Below are 25,502 nucleotides of genomic sequence, written 5' to 3' on the forward strand. Positions count from 1 at the left end.
ATGGTATGATTAAACTGATTGCGATCGATTTAGACGGAACGTTATTGAATGACAAAAAAGAAGTGACTCCTCGCAACAAGGAGGTACTTGCTCGTGCCAAAGCACAAGGCGTAAAAATCGTCATTTGTACGGGACGTCCATTACGGGCGATCCGTCCGTACTTAGAAGAATTATCGCTGAAAGAACCCGGCGACTATAGCATCACCTTTAACGGCGGTTTGGTTCAAAAAAATGAGACTGGCGAGATCATTGAAAAAGCAGCGATGCAGCTGGCGGATATCCATGAATTGGTTTCAGTGGCGGAAGACTTGAATTTGCCTCTAGACGTGGTATCCGAAGAGATCGTCTTGAGTTTACCCACTTCAGCAGCGCATCCATCGATTTATGGCTCGTTGAATCCTTTATTGGATTGTCGTCCTTTTGCCGTAGCTGATCTGGATGAATCGATGCTCTATAATAAAGCGGTGATCGCCTACCATCAGGAAGTCTTGGATCCTAAGATCCCTGAGATTTCCTCAGAGATCCGCGAGAAATATGAAATCATCAAAAGCCGGAATAACCTGTTGGAATTTATGCCTAAAGGAATCACCAAAGCCTATGGTATCAGCCTATTGGCGCAAGATTTAGGGATCAAGCAAGAAGAAGTGATGGCGATCGGTGATGAAGAAAATGACTTGCCGATGATTCGCTATGCAGGGATTGGCGTAGCGATGGCCAATGCCGTTCCAATCATTAAAGAGGCGGCTGACGTTGTCACCGTTTCAAACCAAGAAGACGGTGTGGCAGCAGTGATTGAAGAATATGTCTTAAAAGGAGGTGCGTAAGATGGGATTTTTTGACAAAATCAAAAAAGCGCTGATTGGAGAAACCAAAGAAGCAGAGCAAGAAACCGACAAACCGTTAGTCGATGCTGACTCACCAGAGGCACAGCGTTCAGAAGAAAGCCAGCCAGCACAAACTCCTGCTGAACAAGGCGCTTCAGAACCAGTGGCACCTGCAGAAGCCGCCGACTCCAGTGATTTGGAGGCAGAGCAAGAAACTGCTGAAGTGTCCCTGCAGCAAGAAGCAACGACAGCGAACAAAGGAGAAGAAGCACCAAGTATTCCAGAAGAAGTGGCTAAGGATGTACCATCAGAGGAAACCCCAGCGGCTACACCAATCCTTCAACCAGCGCCAGAAACGGAAAGTGTGCAGGATAAATACACCAAAGGATTGACGAAATCACGGAAAACCTTTGGGCAACGGATGAACGAATTGTTTGCTAACTTCCGTACGGTGGACGAAGACTTCTTCGAAGAAGTGGAAGAAACGCTGATTGGCGCAGACGTCGGCTTTGATGCGGCGATGAAGATCGCGGATGCATTGAGACAAGAAGTCAAACTACGTAATGTGAAGAAAACGGCAGATGTCCAAAATGTCATCATCGAAAAATTGGTTGACCTATATGGGGAAGCGGGTGTCGGTGAAGTCAACGAGTTGAATATGCAGTCGGGGTTGACCGTCATTTTATTTGTTGGCGTGAACGGTGTTGGCAAAACCACCAGTATCGGGAAATTAGCCCACCAATTCAAAGCCGAAGGCAAGAAAGTCTTATTGGCTGCAGCGGATACTTTCCGTGCCGGTGCCATCGATCAATTAGTGGTCTGGGGTGAACGAGCTGGTGTTGAAGTCGTTCGTGGCAATGCAGGAGGCGATCCAGCAGCAGTCGTGTTTGATGCGATGGAGCGCGCAAAACGAGAAAATGCTGACGTTTTATTAGTAGATACCGCGGGTCGTTTGCAAAACAAAGTCAATTTGATGAACGAACTAGAAAAAATCAAACGGATCATTCAACGAGTGGACCCAACGGCCCCTCATGAAGTCCTGCTCGTGTTGGATGCGACAACAGGTCAAAACGCGATGAATCAAGCAAAACAATTTAAAGAAACGACGGATGTTTCTGGTCTCGTCTTAACCAAACTTGATGGAACAGCCAAAGGGGGGATCGTCTTGGCGATCCGTAACGAGCTGCGGCTGCCCGTCAAATTAGTGGGACTCGGAGAAGGCATCAATGATTTAGAACCATTTGATCCAAATGAATTTGTCGTTGGCTTATTCAAAGGCTTGATCAAAGAATAAAAAAACAGAGCCCTGTGTTAGGTGATACACCTACACATGGCTCTCCTTTATTGTTGCTTTTGTGAGATCAAAGGGAAGAGAGAACGGGTCGTCGTCTCTTTCCACGAGCTTGACTTGTGACGTAAAGCTGAGAACACTTGGCGTGGCAAATGTGGGTACAGCGATGCACGACTTTGCCAAAAAATCAGGAAAAGCAGTTTGAAGGCTTCGTTTTCTTCTGCACTGTCTAAAATCTTTGGGAAGTATCAGGCAGAATACAACGAGTTGAACGATGGGGAAAGATTATTTCTTAAGTTCCCCTTGGCGCTCAGTGATCATTTTTTCCAAGTTGTTCAATGTATCGATATCTTTATTGGTTTCGATAAAGTTCGTAATCAAATTCAATAAAGATTGATCAGACAATTCTGCTGCTAAGAAGTCTTCTTGGGTCACATTCGGAGAATACAACCGAGTCAAAACAGTACCGCTGTAGCCGATATCCGCTACTTTCAATAAGTCGTGGTTTTTTAGTTTACGTACGACTGCTTGAATGGTATTCTTGCTTAGATCTTGCTGTTGGACAGCAATGTCATTTGCAGAAAGAGGTTTGTCTGAATTCCAAAAGATATTCATGATTTGACGTTCGCGTTTGGTAAGATTAAGTGGCTTCATTCACTATTCTTCCTTTCAAAAAAGAGTAATATGGACATAATAATTTACTGTTCTATAAGCAGTATACTTTATTTTGAAGGTAAATATCAAATTTATTCAAGTATTTTATAAATTCTTGGTAATTTTAGTAAGAGATATTACAAGTGAGGAGCAAATTTCTGCATTTTTCACCAGTTTTCACTATAATAGATGGAAAGAAATAGCATTTGAGAAAAAATTTAGTAGAAGAACATAGAGGGCAGTCGAATGAAAATAAAAACATTATTATCACATAAAGAGCTTTTTCCTTATTTATTGAAAGGACGCTACGGGATTGAGCGTGAAGCGCAGCGGGTGCGGCTCGATGGGACGTTTGCAGGTACCGATCATCCTAAAACGTTAGGCAATCGGCGCTTCCATCCGTATATCCAAACGGATTTTTCCGAAAACCAACTGGAACTGATTACGCCCGTCGCTGATTCCGTGGATGAATTGTTCCGTTTTTTAGGGGCTATTCATGATGTGGCGTATCGTTCGATGTCAGCAGAAGAAATGCTCTGGCCATTGAGTATGCCACCGGCTTTACCAGAAAAAGAAGAAGACATCGTCATTGCTAAATTAGACCAATTTGAAGATGTGCTCTACCGCCGCTACTTAGCCAAAACATATGGTCGCCGCAAGCAAATGGTCAGTGGGATTCATTTCAATTTCGAATTTGCGGAAGACTTTTTGCAACAGCTGTATGCTTTGTCTGAAACGAAGGAAAGCTTCCAGACGTTTAAAACGGCACTTTATTTGAAAGTAACTCGCAATTATTTGCACTATCGCTGGTTTTTGACGTATTTCTTTGGGGCGACTCCTGCTTCAGAAGCCAATTATTTTACGACAGAAAACGGACCGCAAGAACCAGTCCGCAGTATTCGCAATAGCCGCTATGGGTACACGAATCACGAAGACGTCAAGGTATCTTACGCTTCGTTAGAGACCTATCTTGCAGATATTGCCAAATTAGTGGAGACGGGAAAGCTTTCAGAAGAAAAAGAATTTTATGCGCCAGTGCGTCTACGTGGGGGAAAACGGGTCGCAGATTTAGCCTCAGCGGGTATCCGTTATATTGAGTTAAGAAATATTGACATCGATCCCTTTGCCCGCTATGGGATTTCCAAAGAGCAAGTCGCATTCTTGCATTTCTTCTTATTGTTTTTAAGTACAAAAGAAGAAGGCAGCGATGCGGATGCGTGGATCGAAGAGGGCAATCAGAAAAATGATCAGGTCGCATTAGAACATCCGCTTGCACCTTTGACTTATCAGCAAGAAGCGCAAGCGCTGATTACTGAAATGATGGACTTTGCCCAAGCCCTTGAGCTGCCGCATCCACCATTTTTGGATCAGCTTTCAGAAATGCTGGCTGAACCAGAAAGAACCTTCGCGGGACGTCTTTTCTCAGCAAGTCAAGCAACCAGTCAAGTGCAGACAGCAACATTGCTGGGACAAAAGTATCATCAAGCTGCTTGGGAAAAACCATATCAATTAGCTGGCTTTCGAGCAATGGAATTGTCGACCCAGATTCTCTTGTTCGATGCGATCCAAAAAGGAATCGAAGTGACGGTACTGGATGAAACGGATCAATTCTTGAAATTAGCCGTGAAAGACCACATCGAATATGTTAAAAATGCCAATATGACCAGTAAGGATCAGTACATCGTCCCATTGATCATGGCGAATAAAACGGTCACCAAAAAAATCTTAGCCGAAAATGGCTTTCATGTACCAAGTGGCGCTGAGTTCGCTTCGGCAGAAGAAGCGATCGCGTTTTATCCTCAGATTGCCCACAGCGGGTTTGTGGTAAAACCGAAAACCACCAACTATGGGATCGGTATCTCGATTTTCAAAGAAGGTGCCTCTTTAGCGGATTATCAAGCGGCGGTCGCCATTGCCTTTGCGGAAGATGATTCGATCCTCGTTGAGACCTTTTTGTCAGGGACGGAATATCGGTTCTTCGTGATCGATGGGCGAGTCGATGCGATTTTACTACGTATCCCTGCCAATGTCGTGGGTGACGGCAAGCGCACGATCACGGAACTCGTCGCAGAGAAAAATCTCGATCCATTGCGCGGCACCCATCATCGGACCCCATTAGAACTGATCCAATTAGGGGAACTGGAACAACTGATGTTAAAAGAGCAAGGGTATCAAGTGGATTCAGTACCCGAAGAGGGGCAGATCGTTTATTTGCGAGAAAACTCGAATATCAGTACTGGCGGTGATTCTATCGATGTGACGGATGACTTCAACGATGATTACAAACAAGTAGCAGTCGATGCGGTAGCCGCATTACAAGCATCTATCAGCGGAATCGATCTGATTATTCCAGATAAAACCAAGCCAGCCAATGAACCGGGGGCTTATGGAATCATTGAAGCCAATTTCAACCCAGCGATGCATATGCACGTTTATCCATACAGCGGGAAAGGCCGACGCTTAACTATGTCTGTTTTACGCCTGTTGTTCCCTGAAGTCTTCGAGAGCTGATAGAAGTACAAAAAGCAAAGAACTGCACACTTTGGAAGGAGAGTTCCTTTCAAAGTGTGCAGTTTTTTTTATATCGTTGTTTGATTCCTGATCTGACAGTTAGCACAATAGTTAATTCCCTCGTTTTTTTGTCTTTATTTATCAAAAAATATTTATTTTAATATGAATACTGGAAAAATAATTGTATTTTTGGTAATCTAAAGAGAGGAAGTTCTAGTTTTTTTATACACGATTAAATAACTATCGTTTTTTGAAGAGCCGCTAAATTAGGTCAGCATGTATAAAAAAGATATGAACATAGATATTGTCTTTCAACTATGCTTTTACATATAACAAAATGGTTGGCATCAAAAAAGCGGCAAAGGCAGACGGGTTCTCTTATCTTTGTTAGTGACAAAAGAAGTGCAAAGATTGTTTTCAATTGAATCAAAAATGAAAGTTCATCATCGGAAACGGAGTTGAATCGATACTCAATGTTCAAGTTATTTGGAAGTAAGGCAGGTATTATAGCCGAAACTGATTGTGGTTCGATGGGTGACTCCTAAACATAGGCGCATTGCTTTAAGAATTTGTGGAACGGTCCTTTGGCAGCATCTTATAGGTACACAAAGGATATGGATGATTTTTTCCGATCCCTGCGAATGTTTGACAGTGCTTTGTCGGTTCTTCATTCAGTGTGCAGGCTTTTTTCGTAGGCTTAAATCAATGGTTTTAGTGCTTCTAACCGAGGAATCACTTTTTCTTTAGCCGCTCTTTTCTGTCTTTCAACGGGCTATGATTCACAAGAGCCCTTCTGAGTAGATAAGTATACTAAATTTATTATACAGATCCATCCTGAAATTTTAATCAGGTTATGGTGTGTAATAAGTTGAATATAATAGCTTTACAAAAAAGGAGAGTACGGAATGAAAAAATTTAATGGTAAGATTGTTAAAACGTTGGCATTACTAGCAACAATTTTTACGGCTGGTGCGTTATCAAATCAAGTTTCAGCATCAGAAGAAACAGCATCCCCTATTTCCGCAAGCGTATGGGTTGCCAGAACACCCGAACAAATCAAAGCTGATATTACTGGGAATGAATATACGATTGTTTGGGGTGATACACTTAGCGCCATCAGTAAAGCGACAAATATTACGATCGAACGTCTAGCACAATGGAATAATATTTACAATATTGACTTGATTTATGCTGGCAACAAATTAGTGTTTGATGGAAATGTGGTTTCTCTAAAGGATGCAGAGGGTAATACGATTAGTCAAGCAGTGATTCAAGATACTGACAAAATTGATCCGACCAAACCAATTGGGGGAGGAAGCAATACAAATCCTGGAAACAGTAATAATGGATCAAATGTCTCTACAAAACCGACACCTCCAGCAACAGATAACGGATCAGGAGACGGATCAACAAAACCAACGCCGCCTGCAACAGATAATGGATCAGGAGATGGCTCCACAAAGCCAACACCACCAGCAACGGATAATGGTTCAGGTGGAGATAATGGTTCCACTAATCCACCAGTTGATCGAGAGTTTGAAGTGACAGTCGTTGCAGAAAATGAAGAAATTACACGCCTCCGCGTCGGACCATTTTTAACTACCGATGAAGTGGCGGCATGGCTGCTTGAAAACTATGTTGGTTTAGTTTCAGACCTACAAATCTATCTAGAAGGAAACTATATCTATATTGAGTTCAATATTCCGACACCTGATAATGGAGGCGCGACTGACCGTGAAATTGTAGTTGAAGTTGTCTATGAGAATTCATATTATACTCGTCTACGTGTCGGACCATTCCTAAGTAACGAGGAAGCTACTGCTTGGAAGCATGAAAATTATCCAGAAGTAGTTAAGGGGCATGAAGTTCATTTTGTAGGCGATTATATCTATATTGAATTTGGTGTTGGTAATAAAGATAACGGTGGAGCAATTGATCGTGAAATTACGATTACCGTTGTCTATGAAAATTCATATTATACACAACTGCGGGTCGGTCCATTCTTAAACACAACAGAAGCCTCCGCATGGCTGCGTGAGAATTACCCTGATGTAGTCAAAGGCTACGCTGTTTATCCAGAAGGTGATTACATTTACATTGAGTTTGGTACATCAAGCCATGGAACTGGCGGCGGTGGTACAGATGTGGACGGTGGCGATAATGGGACCGCCGGTGGTGGTACAGATGTAGATGGCGGCGATAATGGGACCGACGGTGGCGGTACAGACGTAGACGGTGGCGATAACGGAACCGATGGTGGCGGTACAGACGTAGACGGTGGCGATAACGGAACCGACGGTGGCGGTACAGATGTAGACGGCGGCGATAATGGGACCGACGGCGGTGGTACAGATGTAGATGGCGGAGAAGATGGCTCTGGCGAAACAGATGTGAATACTCCAGTCAATCTGGGTAATAGCGGCATTTTTGCAGCTACTAGTGCAGAAGCGAGTGCAAGTGCATATTCTTTATGGGCTGAAGGGAAGTTTTTAGAGTTTACAGGCTTTGTTATTCGGCCAGCGCTAAATGCAAATGGAGATCCAATTGGTTTTACAGTTGATTTTTACTAAATAAAAAAGATAAGTTGATTCTTTGATGTATCAAATAAATTAAGAAGAATACAACTTAAAACTAATAAAAACCAGTCAGAAACTGCCTCTGACTGGTTTTTATTTGAAGAAATCATGAGAGATACGTTATCGTCCTGCTTTATGGTTCGCTTTACTAACAAACTATTATATCCAGTACTTTCTATCTGCAGGAGGTATCGTGAGCCTTTTTTGTATGTTCTTATCCTTCAAAAGCAGCGATTTCAATCGTTTGTTTTGTTTCTTCCACCTTGAGACCCGTTCGGGCTTCCCACCATTGTTTCATTTCTTTTTCATACGTGGTAGGAAAACGTTGGATCAAGGTTAATAACGGTACGCCTTGAATCGAGGCGTAGGGAAAGTTTAAAACCAGATTGTACTTCAGTTCCGACAGGAGGCTATAATATTGAAACATCATAAAGTTCATTTCATTCTTATCCTCTAGCAGGAGTACTTTCGGAGCGCGATCCAGCATAAAACCCAAGCTGCGCATCATGAACAATACGCCATCTAGATGGCTGGATTCGATCGTGGGTGCCGTTTTTAACAAATCGATATGCAGATCCAAAGCATCAAGCAGTTCTTTCTTTAATGAAAGGTAGGGCGGTGTTGATTGTTCCATGATAGTTCCTCCTTTTAATGGAAAAGACGTTTCCAAAATGACGTTTTCTCTGGTTGTTCCTGCTCTTTATCCGATGGAGTGGCAGCTGCAGGGAATTTTTTTTCGATATCGATGACGTCTTCATTGACGGCTTCTTTCCCAGCAATCAGCAAGCCGATACTGTCTGGACCGGCATCTTGGGCATCGGAGACGATCCGAAATTCCATCTGTTGCTTGGTCAGTAAAGTGATGTAATCGGTCTGGATCGATTCTGGCAATTTTCCATTAAGCAGCACGAGCGCTCCTTGATAATCTGGTAAGGCGTTCAAGAGCGTTTTCTGGTTGTCCTTCTTCTTCATTTCTGTTACTGTCATACTAAGATAACACCGTTCACGAAACGTGCCTAAATACTTGCGCTGTTCATCTGGGTTGACGCGAGGCGTCCCATACATTCCTGTATCAAGGCGTTTTTCTAATTCGTCTGACATTGAAGTATCCTCCTCAAAGCGTTTACTTATGCTTATTATAGCATATCCAGCAAATAGCAAAAGAGGGGTGCGATCGTGAGAGAGTATTGACAGAAAGTAGGGATCCTATGACAACAAAAGAACGACATTTGCTGTTGTTAGCAGAAAATCAACGGTTGGAGACACCGAGGCTGCTCTTGCGTCCTGTTTCCTTGGCGGATGCAGCGGACATGTTTGCCTATGCAAATGATGAAGAAACGACGACCTTCGTCTTTGCTAGACATGGGTCGGTTGAAGAAACAAAACTACGCATCGCCGAGTATTTTGTTGCTGCACCCTTAGGAAAATTTGCGATCGAAGAAAAAGACTCAGGAAAAATGATCGGGACCATCGATTTGCGGGTAGAATCAGAAAAAGAGATCGCTGAGCTCGGTTATACATTAAGTCGCGATTATTGGGGGCAAGGGATTATGCCAGAAGCGGCAATGGCACTGCTGCATTTCGGTTTTGAAACACTCGAATTGATTCGAATTTTTGCTCGACATGATGCCCGAAATCCCAAGTCTGGACGGGTCATGGAGAAAATTGGGATGAAATTGGAAGCAACGATCCCAGCTGCCCGCAAATCGGGTGAAGAAATCATCGATGAAGTCACGCGTGGCATCACCCTTGAGGAATGGAAAAAACGTATCATGTAAAGGAGGGCTCTCGTCATGGAACTGAACATTGAGCCAGCAGCAATTGAGAAAATAACCCCTTATGTGCAGCCAGATGATCGTCTCTACTTGGATTTTGAAGACGGCGTCGGTCCGTTTCCTGCAACGGAGATCACCTGCCGTTTGGACATCCATTTTCGCCTGATCATCGTGCCGCAAAGCTATCCAGAAGAAGGATTGGCGATCTACGACACCCCTTTAACGACACCCTTAGGCACGATTTGGTTGAAGCAAGGGGCTCAGGTGTATTTAGAAGAACAGACTCGGATGCAGGTGGAACCGACCTATCAACGGTTGCAATTGGTGGGAAATAGCGGGATCTTAGCTAACGATGTCCAATTGTTACGGATCGAAAAGCAGACGGCGGGCCGCTGAGATGGGCACGCTGGCGGTTATTAGCGACTTGCACGTCGATATCAACCAATTACTTGATCCCCATCTGCAGCTGATCGCTGATTATTTGCAGAAAAATCAGGTGACCCATCTGCATCTGGCAGGAGATGTGGCGAATAAAAAACAACGACTATTAGACGTGGTCGCATTTTTTCAAAATCGACAGGTGCCAACGACCTTTCACTGGGGCAATCATGAAATGGTAGACTTGGCGGAACAAGAGATCGAGGCTTTCGATGATCCCGCCTTTCTTAATTTTCAGACGTATCGCTTATCAGAAAAAACACTGCTGTTGGGAATCAATGGCTGGTATGACTACCAATATTCTGATCTGACCAGTGAAGCTGAGATCTTGCGGCTGAAAAATTTGTTTTGGTATGACCGCATGATTCAACGAAAGGGATCGGATAAGGAGATCAGCCAAGCCATCAATGAGCGTTTAGCGGAAACATTGGCCCATTTGCCGCAAGACCAAGAAATTCTTCTTTCTACGCATTTTGTGCCCCAAGAAGCGTTTATTGTGCGGCAGACCGGCAAGTACGCCCGCTGGAACCACTTAAATGCGTTTTTGGGGTCGCCTGATTTTGGCGCAGTGATCGATCAGTACGCCAATGTGCGGGCAGTCGTCTTTGGGCATACCCATCGACGCTTTGAGAAAAAAGAACTTGCGGGAACCAGCTACTATTGCCGTCCCTTCGGATACTATTATGAATGGCAGTTGACCCGACGCTTCGTTTTGGAAAATCACTTAGCAGAAGCATATTCTCCAACGAAAGTTCGGACGCTGCTGCGAAACCATCATGAGGCATTTGAGGACTATAAAACGGCGCATCTTTTAGAGGAATTGGCGCAAGCGATCACGCTGCTGCCGTATTAGCGCAGCAAACGAGTTCTGCTTGTTTTCGTAATTGATTTTCCAAGCAATTTAAACCATTAGAAGAAACACACAAAGGAGAAAAATCATGACATTTGAAGAAATCTTACCAGAATTAAAAGCCGGCAAAAAAATCATTCGTGAAGGTTGGGGCGGCTTTGAACTTTATGTGACATTCGTTGAAGGCGAAGTGTACGACAATGCCCCAGTCACCCCTTACTTTTTGATCAAAACAGCAGATGAGGGATTCTCGAGTTTCGCACCGACTGTTTGCGACATTCTTGCGGAAGATTGGAAAATCGTGGAATGACGGCAGCGTGGATCGATGACAAAACGATTGTGTTTGTCACAGGGGCTGCTTCAGGCATCGGTAAAGCGCAAGCAGAGGCGTTTCTTGCAGAAGGCGCTCAAGTATTTGGTGTTGACTGCCAATCGTTTCCCGATTCGCTTTTAGCCCAGCCCCGCTTTTTCGGCACATGTTGTGACTTAGCGGTGAAAGAAAATTGTCTTGCAGCGGTCCAAGCTTGTGTGACGCACTTTGGCGGTATCACGGTCTTGTTAAATACAGCAGGAAAGCTTGACGGCTATCATACGATCGCTGAGACGACGTCAATGGAGTGGGAGGAGATATTTCAAACCAATGTCTCCAGCATGTTTTATTTAACGAAAGAAATTTTGCCGCTGATGCAAGCCAATGGCGGCGGAACGATCATCAATATGGCGTCCATCGCTGGAATGGTCGCAGGTGGGGGCGGGATCGCCTATACAACCGCAAAACACGCGATCGTCGGGTTTACCAAACAGTTGGCATTGGATGTTGCAGATCAAGGGATCTCGGTGAAGGGCATCGCGCCCGGTGCGATTCAAACGCCGATGAATGCGGCTGATTTTGCGGGTGACGGGAAAATGGCGCAATGGGTAGCAGAAGAGACGCCAGTCAAGCGTTGGGCGCAACCAGAAGAAGTTGCAGCACTGACCCTTTTTCTAGCCAGTCCGCAAGCTAGTTACTTGCAGGGGGCGATCGTGCCCATCGACGGTGGTTGGACCTTGAAATAACTAGCCTGAACCCATTAGAGGAGGACGCCAATGAAGGAACAAGCGATCCAGAACTTGTTTGCAAAAAATCATGAATGTCGACAACTGCTTACGATCATTGAAGCGTTGCAGCTGTCGGATTGCTGGCTGTGTGCTGGGTACCTGCGGAATTATTTATGGGGGTTTCTCAGTGGGAAAATAGCGGAGGTACCGCTGACCGATATTGATGTCGTGTTTTATGATCCGACTGTAAGCATAGAAGAAACAGCAGCGATCGAAGCGCAACTGCGCCGTTCGTTTCCCGAATTTCCTTGGGAGGTTCGAAACCAAGCGTTGATGCACCAGCACAATTTTGCCGAGGAGCCGCCTTATACAAGTACCTTCGATGCTTTAACGAAGTTTCCAGAGCGTTGTACAGCGGTAGCGGCACGAATGAATCAAGGCAAGCTTGAATTGATGGCGCCTTTTGGCTGGCAGGATATTTGCAGTTTTCGGGTGCGTCCAACACCGCATTTTGCCCAAAATGAACAGTATCTTGCGGTTTATCGACAACGCCAAGCGATGAAGCAGTGGCAGAAAATTTGGCCGCAGCTCTCGATTGAAGAGGGGAAGAAATAAAAAAGAACACTCGCGTGATGCGGCGATTTTCAAAAGTTAGACGAAAAAGCTAACTGATGGGAATCGCTGCATATGACGCGAGTGTTTTTTATTAACGTAAAGCCAATGGTTGCGCCAAGCGGTTTCTTAAAAAGATACCTAGATAAGCTGCGGCAACGGCTTTGATGATCCCAGGGATAATAAACAGAACAAAGCCACCGTTAAAGGCAGCCGGCCATGCCATGCCCGTGCTCCATTTCAGCCACAATGTACCAAACAACAAAGTTGCCAGCGCACCGACAATATTGCCGATCACTGCTCCTGTGTAGTGAAACGCTGTTTTTTCTACGATCAATCCAGTAAGCAATCCATTAAAGAGGAAGCCGACTAAATAGCCACCAGTTGGTCCTAACAAAACACCGACACCGCTGGAAAAACCAGCGAAAACGGGCAAACCAATCAATCCTAACAGCAAGTAGATGATGATCGCCATCGTTCCTGTTCGCGTGCCGAGGAAAGTCACCGCCAACCCGATCGCAAAGGTTTGTCCTGTCAATGGGATCAAACCTAATGGAATCGTCAGTTGGGAAAGACCAGCAATAATGATCGCAAATAAAGCGGCATGGATTTGTTCACGTAATGATAATTTCATCGAATCCTTCTCTCTTATAATAATTTCGTTAACCTAAAATTAATTTATTTGGTTAACGAAATTATAAACGGTGGTTTACCAAAAGTAAAGAAGAATCTTGTTTTTTTAGTGTCCTTTTTTAAAAAGGACAATCAAGTTCTTTGAGGAGAGGAAAGGGGCGATCTCTTCCAGCTCATCTGTTGAGAAGGGCAGTGCTTGAACGAGCCGGCAGATCGTTGCTTCTGTCAGAAACGGCAGCAGTTCTTCGATTTCATCATAAGCCAAGCGTTCTGCTGCGGCAACGTTTGGCTGTTCCAGGGCGGTCAGCAGGAGTTCATCCAGATACGGCGCAGGTAAAAAGGGCAGCAGTTCTTCAATCTCAGAAAAGCGGAAGTCAGGATTTTCAAGCCAGCCTTTGATTTCTCCCGCCAAAAAGTTGGGGGGTAAAAAGGGCGCCGCCTCTTCCCAAAAAGCCATGGAATAGTGCTTACCTTTCAGGAGCTCTTCTACTTGGGGCTTTTTCAAAAAAGGCAGGAGTTCTTCCAGTACCTCTTCTGGGATATTCTCGGCACCATTTAGCAGGTGCTGCAAGTCTGCGCTGGTCAAATGAGGTGCTAGCCTAGGCAATAAGTCTAAATCTAAAGAAGTTTCTTGAAACGGTTCTTCTTGAATCAACGCTGACAATTCTTGCGGTTTGATCAGCGGAGCTAGTTCGGCGATTTCTTCTGGCTGTGCGGTTCCTGCTTGATAATGTTGCACCGCAGCTGCTGGCTTCCCTAACAGCTCATCGATGGATAGGTCTAAAATCGCTGCTAGCTGCGGCAATTTTTCAATGTCCGGCAGTGAGTTGCCCCGCTCCCAATTACTGACCGCCTGATAGCTGACAAGTAACTGGTCGGCCAAGTTGCTTTGGGTCAGATTTTTTTCTTTGCGTTTGGCAGCGATCTGCTGACCGATTTTTCTCATGTTGAATTCACTCATAAATGAATTCCCCCTTTCATGCTCTAAGTATAGTTTCTCAAAAGGTGAAAACGCAATCAAGCTGTGATTGAGCAGGCAAATGCCGACTCAATCACAGCTTGAGTTTACGAATGGATCAACTGAAGGAGGTGTTCACCAAACGCTTGTGTCGTTAAACAGACCGCTTCTGGCATCAACTGCGCGAAGTCGGCAGTGACGTGTTGACTTTGCAAGGCTTGTTCAATGGCTTGTGTTAGGATTTGGGCTGCTTCTGGCCAGTTCAAATGTTCTAATAGCATGCACGCTGACAGCAGCAGCGAACAGGGATTGGCTTTGCCAAGTCCTGCGATATCCGGTGCTGTTCCGTGGGTAGCTTCAAAGATGGCTGCCCCGGTAGCGTAGTTGATATTGGCACCGGGGGCGATCCCGATGCCGCCGACTTGTGCAGCAAGTGCATCAGAAGTGTAGTCGCCGTTCAAATTACAAGTGGCAATGATGTCGAATTTTTCTGGATACAAAAGGATCTGTTGTAAAAAGTTGTCTGCGATCACGTCGTTAACAACGATTTTCCCAGCCGCTTTTGCCGAGGCAAGAGCGGCTTCGGCTGCCTTTGAGCCGTTTTCTGCTTTGATTTTGTTGTATTGATTCATTGTAAAACACTGGTCGGCGTATGTGGTCTCTGCAAGCTGATAGCCCCAGTTTTTAAAGCCGCCTTCTGTAAATTTCATGATATTGCCTTTATGCACCAGTGTCACCGTGGGCCGCTTTTGAGCGATCGCATACTCAATGGCAGCAGCGATCAAGCGCTGACTGCCTTCTAAAGAGATCGGCTTGATGCCGATAGCGGCAGTTTTAGGAAAACGAATCGCCTTGACAGCAAAGTCTGCTTGCAATGTCTGGATCAGACGCTGCGTTGCATCGTCGTCTTTGGCAAATTCGATGCCAGCATAAACATCTTCAGTATTTTCTCGAAAGATCACCATATCGGTTTTTTCTGGCTGCTTTAAAGGCGAAGGGACCCCTGTAAAATAGCGAACAGGTCTGACACAGGCATAAAGATCCAGCGTTTGCCGCAAGGTGACATTCAAGGAGCGAAAGCCCTCGCCAATTGGGGTAGTCAACGGTCCTTTTAAGGCGTATTGTTGAGCCTTGATCGTATCGATGGTTGCTTGCGGCAGCCATTCCCCCGTCTGTTCAAAGGCGGCTTCTCCAGCTAAAACTTCCAGCCATTCGATACGGCGTTGATTGTCATAGGCTTTATTTACAGCGGCATCAATCACAGGTTGCGCAGCCTGCCAAATCTCGGCACCGATGCCGTCTCCTGCAATGTAAGGAATGGTGATCGTCGTTACTTCATGGGTTGTTTGGTTAGGCATGGGCAGTTCCTCCTAATTCAGCTTTTTTTCGAATGACCATCGGTAAAATTCCTTGATGCTTCCAATAGCGAATATCTGCAGGGGCATCAAAGCGCAGGCGGGTCATAAAGGAGACAGTCCCTCCGTCGATCCGTTGCGCAGTGACTTCGATCAGCTGCTTGACCACTGGCTCTTCTGGCAAAGCGATCGAGAATGTTTCGCTGCCGTCCAAATCAAATGATGCAGCACTTTCACCAGCAAGATATTCAAGCGGAATGATCCCCATCATGACCAAGTTGCTGCGATGGATTCGTTCGAAGCTTTCTGCTAAGACGACTTTAACGCCTAACAATTGTGTTCCTTTGGCGGCCCAGTCGCGAGAAGAACCCATGCCATAATCTTTACCAGCTAAAATGATACAGCTTTGACCAGCTTTTTGGTAATTCATAGCTGCGTCAAATATCGACAGGGTTTCCCCTGTTGGAAAATAATGCGTGACACTGCCAGTACTGCCAGGCACTAGCTGGTTTTGCAGACGGATGTTGCCGAAAGTCCCCCGCATCATAATCTGATGATTGCCGCGTCGCGAACCAAAGGAGTTGAATTCACGATACGGAACTTCTTTTTCTTGTAAAAATTTTCCAGCTGCAGAATCCATACTGATGCTGCCAGCAGGAGAAATATGGTCAGTGGTGACGGAATCACCCAATTTTGCCAAGACTTTCAGAGCAGCTAAGACATCTGGTTTAGGCAACTCTTTGGTCAATGTTTCAAAGTAGGGCGGATGAGCGATGTAAGTGGATTGCTCATCCCATTCATAACATGCGCTCGTGGTGGTTTCGATCGCATTCCAGCGTTCATTGGCATCAAAAAGATGCTCATAGGCAGCGCGAAATGCTTCTGGTCCGACGTACTCTTGAACGTAAGCATTGACTTCTTCATTGCTAGGCCAAATATCAGACAAATACACCGGCTCGTCATTGACGATAGCTAACGGTTCTTTTGTGAGATCTTTGCGAATGCTGCCAGCGATGGCATAGGCAACAACTAATGGCGGTGAAGCCAAATAATTGGCTTTGATCTGTGGATGGATTCTTCCTTCAAAATTTCGATTGCCTGACAGAACCGATGCCACCAGTAGATTGTCTGCCTCAATTGCTTCAGCGACCTGCGCTTCTAAAGGACCTGAATTTCCGATACAGGTGGTACAACCGTAGCCCACCAAATAAAAGCCGAGTTGCTCTAAATACGGCAGCAAACCACTGTTTTGCAAATAGGTGGTCACGATCTGGGAGCCAGGTGCAAGGGAGGTTTTGACCGTACGAGAGACGGTCAGACCTTTCTCAATGGCTTTTTTAGCCAATAAGCCTGCCGAAAGCATGACGAAGGGATTGCTCGTATTCGTACAGCTAGTGATCGCCGCCAAGACGATATCGCCGGTCACTAATTTGTCAGGTGCAGCATCTGGCCAGGTAACGCTGGCTTCTTTTTGCCATTCGTCCTCTGAAAGACCAAAGCCCTTGGGACCGACGGCAGCCGTGACCGATTGTTCAAAATCCTGACGGACTGCTGGAAGCAAAATCCGATCTTGCGGGCGCTTAGGGCCTGCTAATGCTGGCTGAACTTCTGCTAGATCGATGGTGATCGTCTTAGTATAGGTTGGCACGATCGCTTCATCATAAAAGAAATGGTTGGCTTTGGCGTAAGCGGCAACGAGTTCGATCAGCTCGCTGGAGCGACCGGTCGTTGCTAAGTAGTTCAAGGTCTCTTGATCAATCGGACAAAAACCGCAAGTCGCACCATATTCGGGAGCCATGTTTGCTAACGTTGCTCGATCAGCTAAACTTAAATGACGATAGCCAGGACCGAAGTATTCGACAAATTTTCCGACCACTTTTTCGATCCGCAGCACTTCAGTTACTTTTAGTGCTAAATCGGTGGCGGTGGTACCTGCAGGCATCTCGTTGATAAATTTCACCCCGATGACTTCAGGCGTAGGGAAGAAAGAAGGTTCGCCAAGAATCGCAGCTTCCGCTTCAATACCGCCAACCCCCCAACCGAGAACCCCCAAGCCGTTGATCATCGTGGTGTGAGAATCGGTTCCTTGCAATGTATCAGGAAACAGCAGTCGTTGATCTTCGTGTGTTTTTTGCAAGATCACATCAGACAACGATTCGATGTTGACTTGATGAATGATCCCTGTTTCAGGTGGAACGACTTCGAAATTGTCGAAAGAACCTTGCGCCCATTTCAAGAATTGATAGCGTTCTGCATTGCGTTCAAATTCCCGCTCCGTATTAAAAGCGATCGCCCCAGGAGTACCGGCTTGATCGACTTGCACAGAGTGGTCGACGACGAGTGTGACGGGGATCTCAGGATTGATGTCTTCTGCGGCACCGCCTAAAGCGACCATCGCATCCCGCATGGCAGCCAAATCAACGACTGCGGGTACCCCAGTAAAGTCTTGCAAAACGACCCGCTCTGGTTTGAATGGCACGACACCAGTAGGGGTTTCTGCCTGCCAGTTCGCTAAAAATGGTAAATAATCCTCTGTAATTTCCTCGTCTTGATGACGAGCAACACTTTCCAATAAAACTCGAATGGAGTAGGGCAAGCGAGATAAATCAGCCCCTAAGTCTTGGGTGATTTTTGCTAAGTCAATATACGTGTATTGCGTATCATTGACGGTGAGTTGAGATTGCCACTTCATAAGAATCCTCCTTTTTACGAAGATAAACGTACTTATTAGGAATAATTATACGTTGATAATTTAAAAAATCAATTAAATTTATGAAAAATATTTCATTTTCTAAACATCGTGCTATAATGTGTGAAAGTTTGTTAAAAAGCAACGATTTTATAGGATGACTATTTTAACGATGTTTGTATACGGTTAAATAACATTGTAGTCGATAGTTTGTAGAAAGATTGGAGGTAACATCACCGTGGAAAGATTAGAAAAGAGAGAGAAGCTGTCCTATCTTGCATCGCAATGTCAGAAATACAATTTGATAGATGTGAATCTTTATTCAGAATATGATGTGAAACGTGGACTGAGGGATTTAAATGGCACGGGGGTCTTAGCAGGGGTTACGACGATCTCAACCATTTATCCAGAAAAAATCATTGCTGGCAAGCCAATTGAAGCTTGTGGCGAGCTGCGTTATCGCGGAATTGACATCAACGAGTTAGTTGCAGGGTTCGTCAATGAAAAACGCTTTGGCTTTGAAGAGATTGCATATTTATTACTTTTCGGCGAACTGCCAAACAAAACAGAACTTGCGGCCTTTCATTGCCTATTAGCAGAAAAACGTACATTGCCGACCAATTTTGTTCGTGACGTCATTATGAAAGCACCTTCTTCTGATATCATGAATAGCTTATCTCGCAGTATTTTGACACTGGCAAGTTACGATCCACAAGCAGATGACATCAGCATTGAAAATGTATTGGAACAAAGTCTGATGCTGATCAGTGTCTTTCCGCTCTTGGCAATCTACGGCTATCATGCCTACAATCATTACAATCAAGGGGAGAGTATGTATATCCACCGCCCGACCGAAGAGTTGAGTACAGCTGAAACGATTTTGACTATGCTGCGTCCAACGAAAGAATATAGCTTCCAAGAAGCCCAAACATTGGATATGGCACTGGTTTTGCATATGGAACATGGCGGCGGGAATAATTCGACCTTTACGACACGAGTCGTTACCTCCAGTGGGACGGATACCTATTCAACGATTGCTGCAGCGCTAGGTTCTTTGAAAGGGCCTAAACACGGTGGTGCTAATATCAAAGTGACAGAAATGATGGGAGATTTGAAGCGCAACGTTGCTGATATTACCGATGAACAGGCGATCCGCAGCTATTTGGAAGCAGTCTTAGATAAAGAAGCGTTTGACCGTAAAGGATTGATTTATGGCATGGGCCACGCGGTATACAGCGACAACGATCCCCGTGCGGCGATTTTTAAAAATTATGTGGCAAAATTGGCCCAAGAAAAAGGATCAGAAGCTTGGCAAGAATATCAATTGTATACAATGGTCGAACGTATTGCTCCTCAAGTCATCAATGAAAAGCGCAAAATCTACAAAGGAGTCAGTGCCAATATCGACTTTTTCAGCGGGTTTGTTTATAACATGTTGGATCTGCCAGAAGAACTGTATACACCAATGTTTGCTATCGCGCGGATCGTCGGCTGGTCCGCCCATCGGATCGAAGAGCTGGTCAACGCACAAAAAATCATGCGTCCCGCCTACAAAGAAGTGTCAAACGATCGGGAATATATCGATATAGAGTCAAGATAGATCAAAACAGCAGGGAGGAAGCTCGCTGCTGTTTTTGTTTTGTTCAAAATCCTAGTGCTTATACGACCATCCAATTACTCAGAAGAAGTTTGTTGTTTTTTATTAATGAAAGCGTTGACAACGAATAAGTTTAACGTTAAACTTTGTCTTATAGTTTAACGTTAAACCTTCAAGAGACAGACTAAAAAATTGATTCACTTCTAAGTAAAAAACAATCAGGATACGTGGCCAATGATTGTTTTACATTCGTTCTATAGTAGACGAAAGGCTATTTATTTGGAGGAGTAGTTACTTTTTTCCTATCTCTACCGTAAAAAAAATGAAAAGAATGATTTTCTTTGTAGGAGGGTTACATGTGCAAAAAAAAAGCAACGCAAGTTTTCACAAGAATAAAATGAAAAATAGTCTTTCTTTGTACGTCTTATTAGCGCCGGCTTTGATTTTATTAGTCATATTCACTTATATTCCAATGTATGGTTTAGTAATTGCATTTAAAGATTACACCCCATCACTGGGTATTTTTGGAAGTCCGTGGGTTGGTTTTAAGCATTTTTCTCAATTTTTTAATTCGTTCCAATTTGGAGTAACCCTTAGAAATACGCTAACTATTTCCCTCTACAGTATGATTGTCGGCTTTCCATTGCCAATTGCATTAGCAATTCTTTGCAATCAAATTCGTGTAGAAAAATTCAAGAAGTTTTTCCAAGTCACCACCTATTTACCTCACTTCATTTCTACAATGGTTATGTGCGGGATGTTGATCTTGTTTCTATCACCTACCAATGGTTTGATTGTCAACCTCATGCGGCTTGTTGGCATAGAATTGCCTTCCTTGCTTTCTCAGCCAGGAAGTTTTGCAAGCGTATACGTTTGGAGTGATGTCTGGCAACATGTTGGGTGGGACAGCATTATTTATCTAGCGGCTTTATCAGCGATCGATCCCACTTACTACGAAGCTGCGACTATGGATGGTGCCACAAGACTACAAAAAATCAAGCACATTGATTTACCACTGATTCTTCCCACCGCAATGATCTTGCTTATATTAAGAGCAGGTAGTTTATTGAGTGTTGGGTTTGAAAAAGTGTTGCTGTTACAAAATGCCTTGAATTTAGCAGGAAGTGAAATTATCTCCACATATGTTTATAAAGTAGGGTTAATAAACTTTCAATATAGTTATTCAACTGCTATCGGCTTATTTAATACAGTGATCAATATAATCATATTGATCTTAGTGAATGCATTGTCGAGGCGCTTGACGAAAACTGGGCTGTTTTAGGAGGAGATTATGAAAAAAAGTAAAAAAACTGGTTCTGAAAGGATATTCGATTTCTTTGTTTATGGGGGAGCCATTTTGTTGATCCTTCTAATCATTTATCCGCTTTGGTTTGTGATCATTGCTTCCTTTAGTGATCCAGCGGATGTCGGGAATGGAAATGTTTGGTTGTGGCCAAATGAATGGCGATTAGATGGGTATATCCGCTTGTTTGAGCAGAGCTTATTCTGGCGAGGCTACTTGAATACCATTTTATATACCATCGTAGGAACCGCTGTCGCATTATTCGTTAATATCCCCGCTGGTTATGCCTTATCTAGAAAAGATTTGCACGGTAGGAAATGGCTGGCTTTATTGTTTATTATTCCCATGTTCGTTTCGGGCGGCTTGATCCCGATTTACTTAACGATCAAGAATGTCGGTCTCTTAGATACGTTTTGGGTAATGGTCATTCCTTTTGCAGTATCTAGTTACAATATCATCGTAGCTAGAACATTCTTCAACAATAGTATTCCTGCTGGTTTATGGGAAGCAGCTCAAATTGATGGTTGTGGAACGATCCGCTATTTCTTTAGCATGGTGTTACCACTTTCAAAAGCGATATTGGCTGTTATCGGTTTATGGACAGCAGTTGGTATTTGGAACTCGTGGTTCAATGCATTGATTTATTTGACCAATGACAATCTACAACCACTGCAATTGATACTTAGACGATTAATAATAAGTAATCAATTACTACAAACACAAGCAACCGGAGAACTTGCATCTGAGCTAAGAGCAACGGCAGACATGATGAAATATGCAGCAATTGTCGTATCAACAGCACCAATTATGATGTTATACCCGTTTTTACAAAAGTATTTTAATCAAGGTGTCATGATCGGCGCGTTGAAAGAATAAAAAATGGAGGAATGATGATGAAACAGTTTAAATGGAGGTATTTGTTTTGTTCTTTAGGAATTTTAGGGATGATGACTGGCTGTGGAAATGAAGGGGCCGTAGAGGAGCAAGGAAGTGACACGAATCAATTTAAAATCACCACTGTTCGCTGGTCAGACTGGGGAGATGATTTTACAAAAGGCTTTTTAGAAGAAGCAGAAGAAAATGCAGGGATTCAAATCGAATGGGATATTCATCTTTCAGCAGATTGGGGTGAGAGAAAGTCTGTTTTGATGGCTGGAGGCGATTTGCCTGATGCCTTTTTAGGGTCAATCACCTTTAATGATGCCGAAATAGCTCAAAATCAAGATGTGTTTATCCCTTTAGAAGACTTGATTGCAGAAAACATGCCTAATCTTACTCGCATTATGTCGGAAGATCCGAAAATTAAAGCAATGATCACCTCTCCAGACGGGCATATCTATAGCTTACCGAAAAAACTACCGATGCGTCCGCTCATTGCGAACCAACTATTTATCAATCAAACATGGCTTGATAATCTTGGCTTGGAGATGCCTGATACGTATGAAGATTTTATTGATGTCTTAACAGCTTTTAAAGAAGAGGACGCCAATGGAAATGGAGATGCAACGGATGAGATCCCGTATGGTGTCGGAAACTTTAGTGAAACCTTCTCATTCATTTTACCGTTTAACAATCGGCTTGGAGCTGACAATACGTACGAAATGTCAATGAAGGATGGAAAACCAATCTACTTACGCATGGAAGAAACCTATCGTGATGGCATTGCTTGGATGAGTGAGGCGTATCAAGCTGGGTTAATTGATCCAGAATTGTTTACCCAAGATACATCCATGAGTGATGCGAAACGAATGAATAAAGATACCGCTCTTGTAGGGGTGGCTGCTGGATGGACGGCGGATGCAACGTTTGGCTTACATGCTGAGGAGTATGTTGCACTACCACCATTGAAAGGACCAGATGGACAACGCTATGTCATATCCGATCCAGATCATTATAACTACGGTCGGAATGAGTTTATGATAACAACGAGTTGTGAAAATCCTGCTGCGCTCTTAAAGTGGGCTGATCAATTCTATACAGATGATGCAAGCATTCAAACCTTTTATGGCTCATTTGGTGTTGGTGTTGAGAAAAACGGGGACCAGTATACAGTTTTACCACCACAGGATGGGAAATCAGCGGATGAATGGGCTTGGATCAATTCATTGCGCGATTTTGGACCAAAATATGTGGATGATCAATTTAATGAGCGTGTGACGATTGATGAGACACAAGGGGATGGATTGAAATTGATTCTTGATAGTGAAATCAATCAATACGTCCAACCTGCATTTCCGAATGTGATTTACTCGCAAGAAGAATTGGCTCGGTTGTCAGCACTTTATGTAGATATTAGTTCTTATGCTTCGCAAATGGCTGCCAAATGGGTAGTAGAAGGCGGAATTGAAGAAGAATGGGAGAGCTATCTGGAACAATTGAACGCAATGGGGATCGAAGAGTTTATGGGGATCCAAAATGATGCCTTTGATCGATACTCAGAAATTATAAATTAGATCGTGCGGGCTGAAGTAGAAATACTGCTTCAGCCTTCCTATTCTAGGTGAAAGGAGTATACATGAAAACTTTGTTTCGATTTGATACGCCATTGATGAAAGGATTAACAAGGATTACCGATATATGCTTGCTTAATGGCTTATTTCTTCTTACTAGTCTGCCGATCCTTACAATCGGCGTCTCTTTGACAGCCATGAACACTTGTTGGCAAAAAATACTGGCGGGCCAAGAAGAAGGGCTTGTGCGACACTACTTTTCTACGATAAAAAGGGATTTTTTTGAAGCAACAATTATTTGGTTAGGTATTCTTTTTTTTACAACGATCTTTTCACTCAATTTCTATTTGTTTACCCTTCAATCTATAGTCTTTAGGGTGATTGGCTTAGCCATTTTATTCCCTTTCATCGTCTGTCTCTTATTATTGTTTGTCATGCTATTTTCTTATATTGGTAGATATGAAGATGGTGTGTGGCGTAGTATCAAGAACTGTTTGCTGATAGCGATTCAAAATGGGAAGCAAGCGGGTTTGCTGTTGCTCTTTAATAGTATGATGATGTATTTTAGCTTGAGTAGTCCCGAAAGATTGTTGACTGCTATTTACGTTTATACGTTTGGTGGGTTCGCCATGACTTCATTGATCAATAATCTGCTCTTAAAAAAAATGTATCAAAAGACTGAGCGAACCATCGCTGAACCCCAAGAAATTTGATGAGTTCGTAGTTAGCTAGAGACTTTGATCCATGTGCTGTGCCCTTTTGTCCTACAAAATAGAGAGCGTAAGAAGAACTCAAGGAGGAAAGAGTCCACTTTCTTAAATTGTCATTGTTCTAATAAAGGGTACCCAATCTTGTTGGCTATCCTTTGATTGATGCTTCTCGACAATGCGGTATAATAAGGAAAAACAAGTACTATCGAAAGGACAAAGCGCATGAGGATTACAATTAAAAAAATTGCAGAAGAAGCAGGGGTCAGTGTGACGACAGTCTCGAATGTTATAAATAAAAAAGCGCACCGTGTGTCCCAAGATAAGATAGAAATGATCGAAGGGATCATAAAAAAATATAATTATTCACCAAATATGAATGCACGAGCGTTAGTCAAATCTTCTTCTCGCTTAATTGGGGTACTGTATTTTTCAGATCAAAAAAATTTGGACTTTGCGGACCCTTTTGTGACAGAAGTTCTAGATGGCATACAGCGAGTGACAAAAGAGCACAGCTTTTTTACACTCGTCCATAGCGTGACCAAAACAGATGATATTGGAGAATTACAGAAAAATTGGAAATTTGATGGGTTTATTGCAGTAGGATTTAGTCAAGAATTATTTGAAGAAGTCAATCGGATTGTCCAGGTCCCAATCGTTTTCATTGATACGCATCTAGAGGATGAAGTGTTCAATCGAATCACGGACTATCCGAATAGTTTTTTTATCAATACGAATGATCAAAAAGCGGCATATGAAGCGACTGCCTTTTTACTTGAAAAGGGTCTGACTAAGATCGGCTTTTTGTCCTATGAATTTGATCAATCAAAGACATCGGTTATTCAACAAAGGTATCTAGGCTATCATCAGGCTTTGCAGGATTTTGGTATAAGGCCTGATGAGGGATTAGAGTATACAGAAGAACAACAAGCAACAATGATCAGCAGCATAGACAAGTTTCAAGCAGTGCTCGTTACAGCAGACTACTTAGCGATCAAGTTTATTCATAAATTAAAACAAGAAGCTATTTTTTATGAAAAGAAACTGTCGATCATCAGTTTTGATGATATCCGTTATGCAGCTTTAAATGATCCTCCGTTAACTACGATCAGATTAGATCAGATTAAAAAAGGGGAAGCAGCCATGACTACCTTGGTCAATATCATTGATAACCATTCGAATGAACCGCAAATCACATTACTCAATGGGAAATTGATTGTAAGAAAAACAACATACTAGAA

Annotated in this window: 23 protein-coding genes; 16 read left to right on the forward strand and 7 right to left on the reverse strand. The window is 43.6% G+C overall.

Annotation, left to right across the window (positions count from 1 at the left end; all coding sequences use genetic code 11):
- Positions 1-5: 5 nt before the first annotated feature.
- Together QN079_RS01460 and ftsY are read left to right on the forward strand one after the other, a co-directional pair.
- Positions 6-824, forward strand: coding sequence for a Cof-type HAD-IIB family hydrolase (locus QN079_RS01460; RefSeq protein ID WP_005227138.1), 819 nt, complete (start codon positions 6-8; stop codon positions 822-824).
- 1 nt (position 825) lies between these two features.
- Complete coding sequence (gene ftsY / locus QN079_RS01465) at positions 826-2,118, forward strand: signal recognition particle-docking protein FtsY (RefSeq protein WP_142974024.1); 1,293 nt, start codon at positions 826-828, stop codon at positions 2,116-2,118.
- 282 nt (positions 2,119-2,400) lie between these two features.
- Here the strand turns inward: ftsY and QN079_RS01470 are convergent, their stop codons facing one another.
- A complete protein-coding gene (locus QN079_RS01470) occupies positions 2,401-2,769 on the reverse strand; it encodes a BlaI/MecI/CopY family transcriptional regulator (protein ID WP_005227140.1) in 369 nt (122 codons plus the stop codon).
- A gap of 246 nt (positions 2,770-3,015) precedes the next feature.
- Here QN079_RS01470 and gshAB point away from each other — a divergent pair, with 246 nt between their 5' ends.
- Both gshAB and QN079_RS01480 read left to right on the forward strand, forming a co-directional pair.
- Positions 3,016-5,280: a bifunctional glutamate--cysteine ligase GshA/glutathione synthetase GshB gene (gene gshAB / locus QN079_RS01475; RefSeq protein WP_289230283.1), complete on the forward strand. Its 2,265-nt coding sequence runs from the start codon at positions 3,016-3,018 to the stop codon at positions 5,278-5,280.
- A gap of 1,220 nt (positions 5,281-6,500) precedes the next feature.
- Complete coding sequence (locus QN079_RS01480; protein WP_502875144.1) at positions 6,501-7,850, forward strand: LysM peptidoglycan-binding domain-containing protein; 1,350 nt, start codon at positions 6,501-6,503, stop codon at positions 7,848-7,850.
- A 220-nt stretch (positions 7,851-8,070) separates the two neighbouring features.
- Here the strand turns inward: QN079_RS01480 and QN079_RS01485 are convergent, their stop codons facing one another.
- Positions 8,071-8,490: a hypothetical protein gene (locus QN079_RS01485; RefSeq protein ID WP_010748629.1), complete on the reverse strand. Its 420-nt coding sequence runs from the start codon at positions 8,488-8,490 to the stop codon at positions 8,071-8,073.
- Positions 8,491-8,504: 14 nt separating this feature from the next.
- The gene (locus tag QN079_RS01490) at positions 8,505-8,957 is read right to left on the reverse strand and encodes a YueI family protein (protein ID WP_289230285.1); all 453 of its coding nucleotides are present in this window, start codon (positions 8,955-8,957) and stop codon (positions 8,505-8,507) included.
- A gap of 107 nt (positions 8,958-9,064) precedes the next feature.
- On the opposite strand from QN079_RS01490, the gene QN079_RS01495 reads away from it, so the two are divergent.
- The 6 genes from QN079_RS01495 to QN079_RS01520 all read left to right on the forward strand — a co-directional run bounded on the left by QN079_RS01495 (position 9,065) and on the right by QN079_RS01520 (position 12,572).
- Positions 9,065-9,634 (forward strand): GNAT family N-acetyltransferase, encoded by a 570-nt coding sequence (locus tag QN079_RS01495; protein WP_005227144.1) that lies wholly within the window; start codon positions 9,065-9,067, stop codon positions 9,632-9,634.
- Between the two features lie 15 nt (positions 9,635-9,649).
- On the forward strand, positions 9,650-10,027 hold the full coding sequence (locus tag QN079_RS01500) for an iron-sulfur cluster biosynthesis family protein (protein WP_005227145.1): 378 nt from the start codon (positions 9,650-9,652) through the stop codon (positions 10,025-10,027).
- A gap of 1 nt (position 10,028) precedes the next feature.
- Positions 10,029-10,922 carry a metallophosphoesterase gene (locus QN079_RS01505; RefSeq protein ID WP_289230286.1) on the forward strand — a complete coding sequence of 298 codons (894 nt, stop codon included), beginning with the start codon at positions 10,029-10,031 and terminating at the stop codon, positions 10,920-10,922.
- 85 nt (positions 10,923-11,007) lie between these two features.
- Positions 11,008-11,229: a DUF2829 domain-containing protein gene (locus tag QN079_RS01510; protein ID WP_005227147.1), complete on the forward strand. Its 222-nt coding sequence runs from the start codon at positions 11,008-11,010 to the stop codon at positions 11,227-11,229.
- Positions 11,226-11,975, forward strand: coding sequence for a 3-oxoacyl-ACP reductase (locus QN079_RS01515; protein ID WP_060792416.1), 750 nt, complete (start codon positions 11,226-11,228; stop codon positions 11,973-11,975). The genes QN079_RS01510 and QN079_RS01515 overlap by 4 nt, the downstream gene beginning before the upstream one ends.
- A gap of 30 nt (positions 11,976-12,005) precedes the next feature.
- Entirely contained in the window at positions 12,006-12,572 is a 567-nt protein-coding gene (locus tag QN079_RS01520) for a nucleotidyltransferase family protein (RefSeq protein ID WP_289230287.1), read from the forward strand.
- A gap of 91 nt (positions 12,573-12,663) precedes the next feature.
- On the opposite strand, the gene QN079_RS01525 is transcribed toward QN079_RS01520, so the two are convergent.
- The 4 genes from QN079_RS01525 to acnA all read right to left on the reverse strand — a co-directional run bounded on the left by QN079_RS01525 (position 12,664) and on the right by acnA (position 18,207).
- Positions 12,664-13,203, reverse strand: coding sequence for a biotin transporter BioY (locus QN079_RS01525; protein WP_221692598.1), 540 nt, complete (start codon positions 13,201-13,203; stop codon positions 12,664-12,666).
- Positions 13,204-13,308: 105 nt separating this feature from the next.
- Entirely contained in the window at positions 13,309-14,163 is an 855-nt protein-coding gene (locus QN079_RS01530; protein ID WP_289230288.1) for a helix-turn-helix domain-containing protein, read from the reverse strand.
- A 104-nt stretch (positions 14,164-14,267) separates the two neighbouring features.
- A complete protein-coding gene (icd, locus tag QN079_RS01535) occupies positions 14,268-15,518 on the reverse strand; it encodes an NADP-dependent isocitrate dehydrogenase (protein WP_289230289.1) in 1,251 nt (416 codons plus the stop codon).
- Positions 15,511-18,207 carry an aconitate hydratase AcnA gene (acnA, locus tag QN079_RS01540; protein ID WP_289230290.1) on the reverse strand — a complete coding sequence of 899 codons (2,697 nt, stop codon included), beginning with the start codon at positions 18,205-18,207 and terminating at the stop codon, positions 15,511-15,513. The genes icd and acnA overlap by 8 nt, the downstream gene beginning before the upstream one ends.
- Before the next feature lie 235 nt (positions 18,208-18,442).
- Here acnA and QN079_RS01545 point away from each other — a divergent pair, with 235 nt between their 5' ends.
- From QN079_RS01545 to QN079_RS01570, 6 genes are all read left to right on the forward strand, one after another.
- The gene (locus QN079_RS01545; RefSeq protein WP_289230291.1) at positions 18,443-19,804 is read left to right on the forward strand and encodes a citrate/2-methylcitrate synthase; all 1,362 of its coding nucleotides are present in this window, start codon (positions 18,443-18,445) and stop codon (positions 19,802-19,804) included.
- Between the two features lie 319 nt (positions 19,805-20,123).
- On the forward strand, positions 20,124-21,083 hold the full coding sequence (locus QN079_RS01550; RefSeq protein ID WP_087626793.1) for an ABC transporter permease: 960 nt from the start codon (positions 20,124-20,126) through the stop codon (positions 21,081-21,083).
- Between the two features lie 9 nt (positions 21,084-21,092).
- Positions 21,093-21,980 carry a carbohydrate ABC transporter permease gene (locus QN079_RS01555; protein WP_289230292.1) on the forward strand — a complete coding sequence of 296 codons (888 nt, stop codon included), beginning with the start codon at positions 21,093-21,095 and terminating at the stop codon, positions 21,978-21,980.
- Positions 21,981-21,991: 11 nt separating this feature from the next.
- Positions 21,992-23,557: a type 2 periplasmic-binding domain-containing protein gene (locus QN079_RS01560; RefSeq protein WP_289230293.1), complete on the forward strand. Its 1,566-nt coding sequence runs from the start codon at positions 21,992-21,994 to the stop codon at positions 23,555-23,557.
- A gap of 62 nt (positions 23,558-23,619) precedes the next feature.
- Positions 23,620-24,267, forward strand: coding sequence for a DUF624 domain-containing protein (locus QN079_RS01565; protein ID WP_289230294.1), 648 nt, complete (start codon positions 23,620-23,622; stop codon positions 24,265-24,267).
- Between the two features lie 219 nt (positions 24,268-24,486).
- Positions 24,487-25,500 carry a LacI family DNA-binding transcriptional regulator gene (locus QN079_RS01570; RefSeq protein WP_289230295.1) on the forward strand — a complete coding sequence of 338 codons (1,014 nt, stop codon included), beginning with the start codon at positions 24,487-24,489 and terminating at the stop codon, positions 25,498-25,500.
- The last annotated feature ends 2 nt before the right edge of the window (positions 25,501-25,502 follow it).

This window comes from Enterococcus sp. FZMF (assembly GCF_030263915.1).
Taxonomy (GTDB): Bacteria; Bacillota; Bacilli; order Lactobacillales; family Enterococcaceae; genus Enterococcus_D; species Enterococcus_D casseliflavus.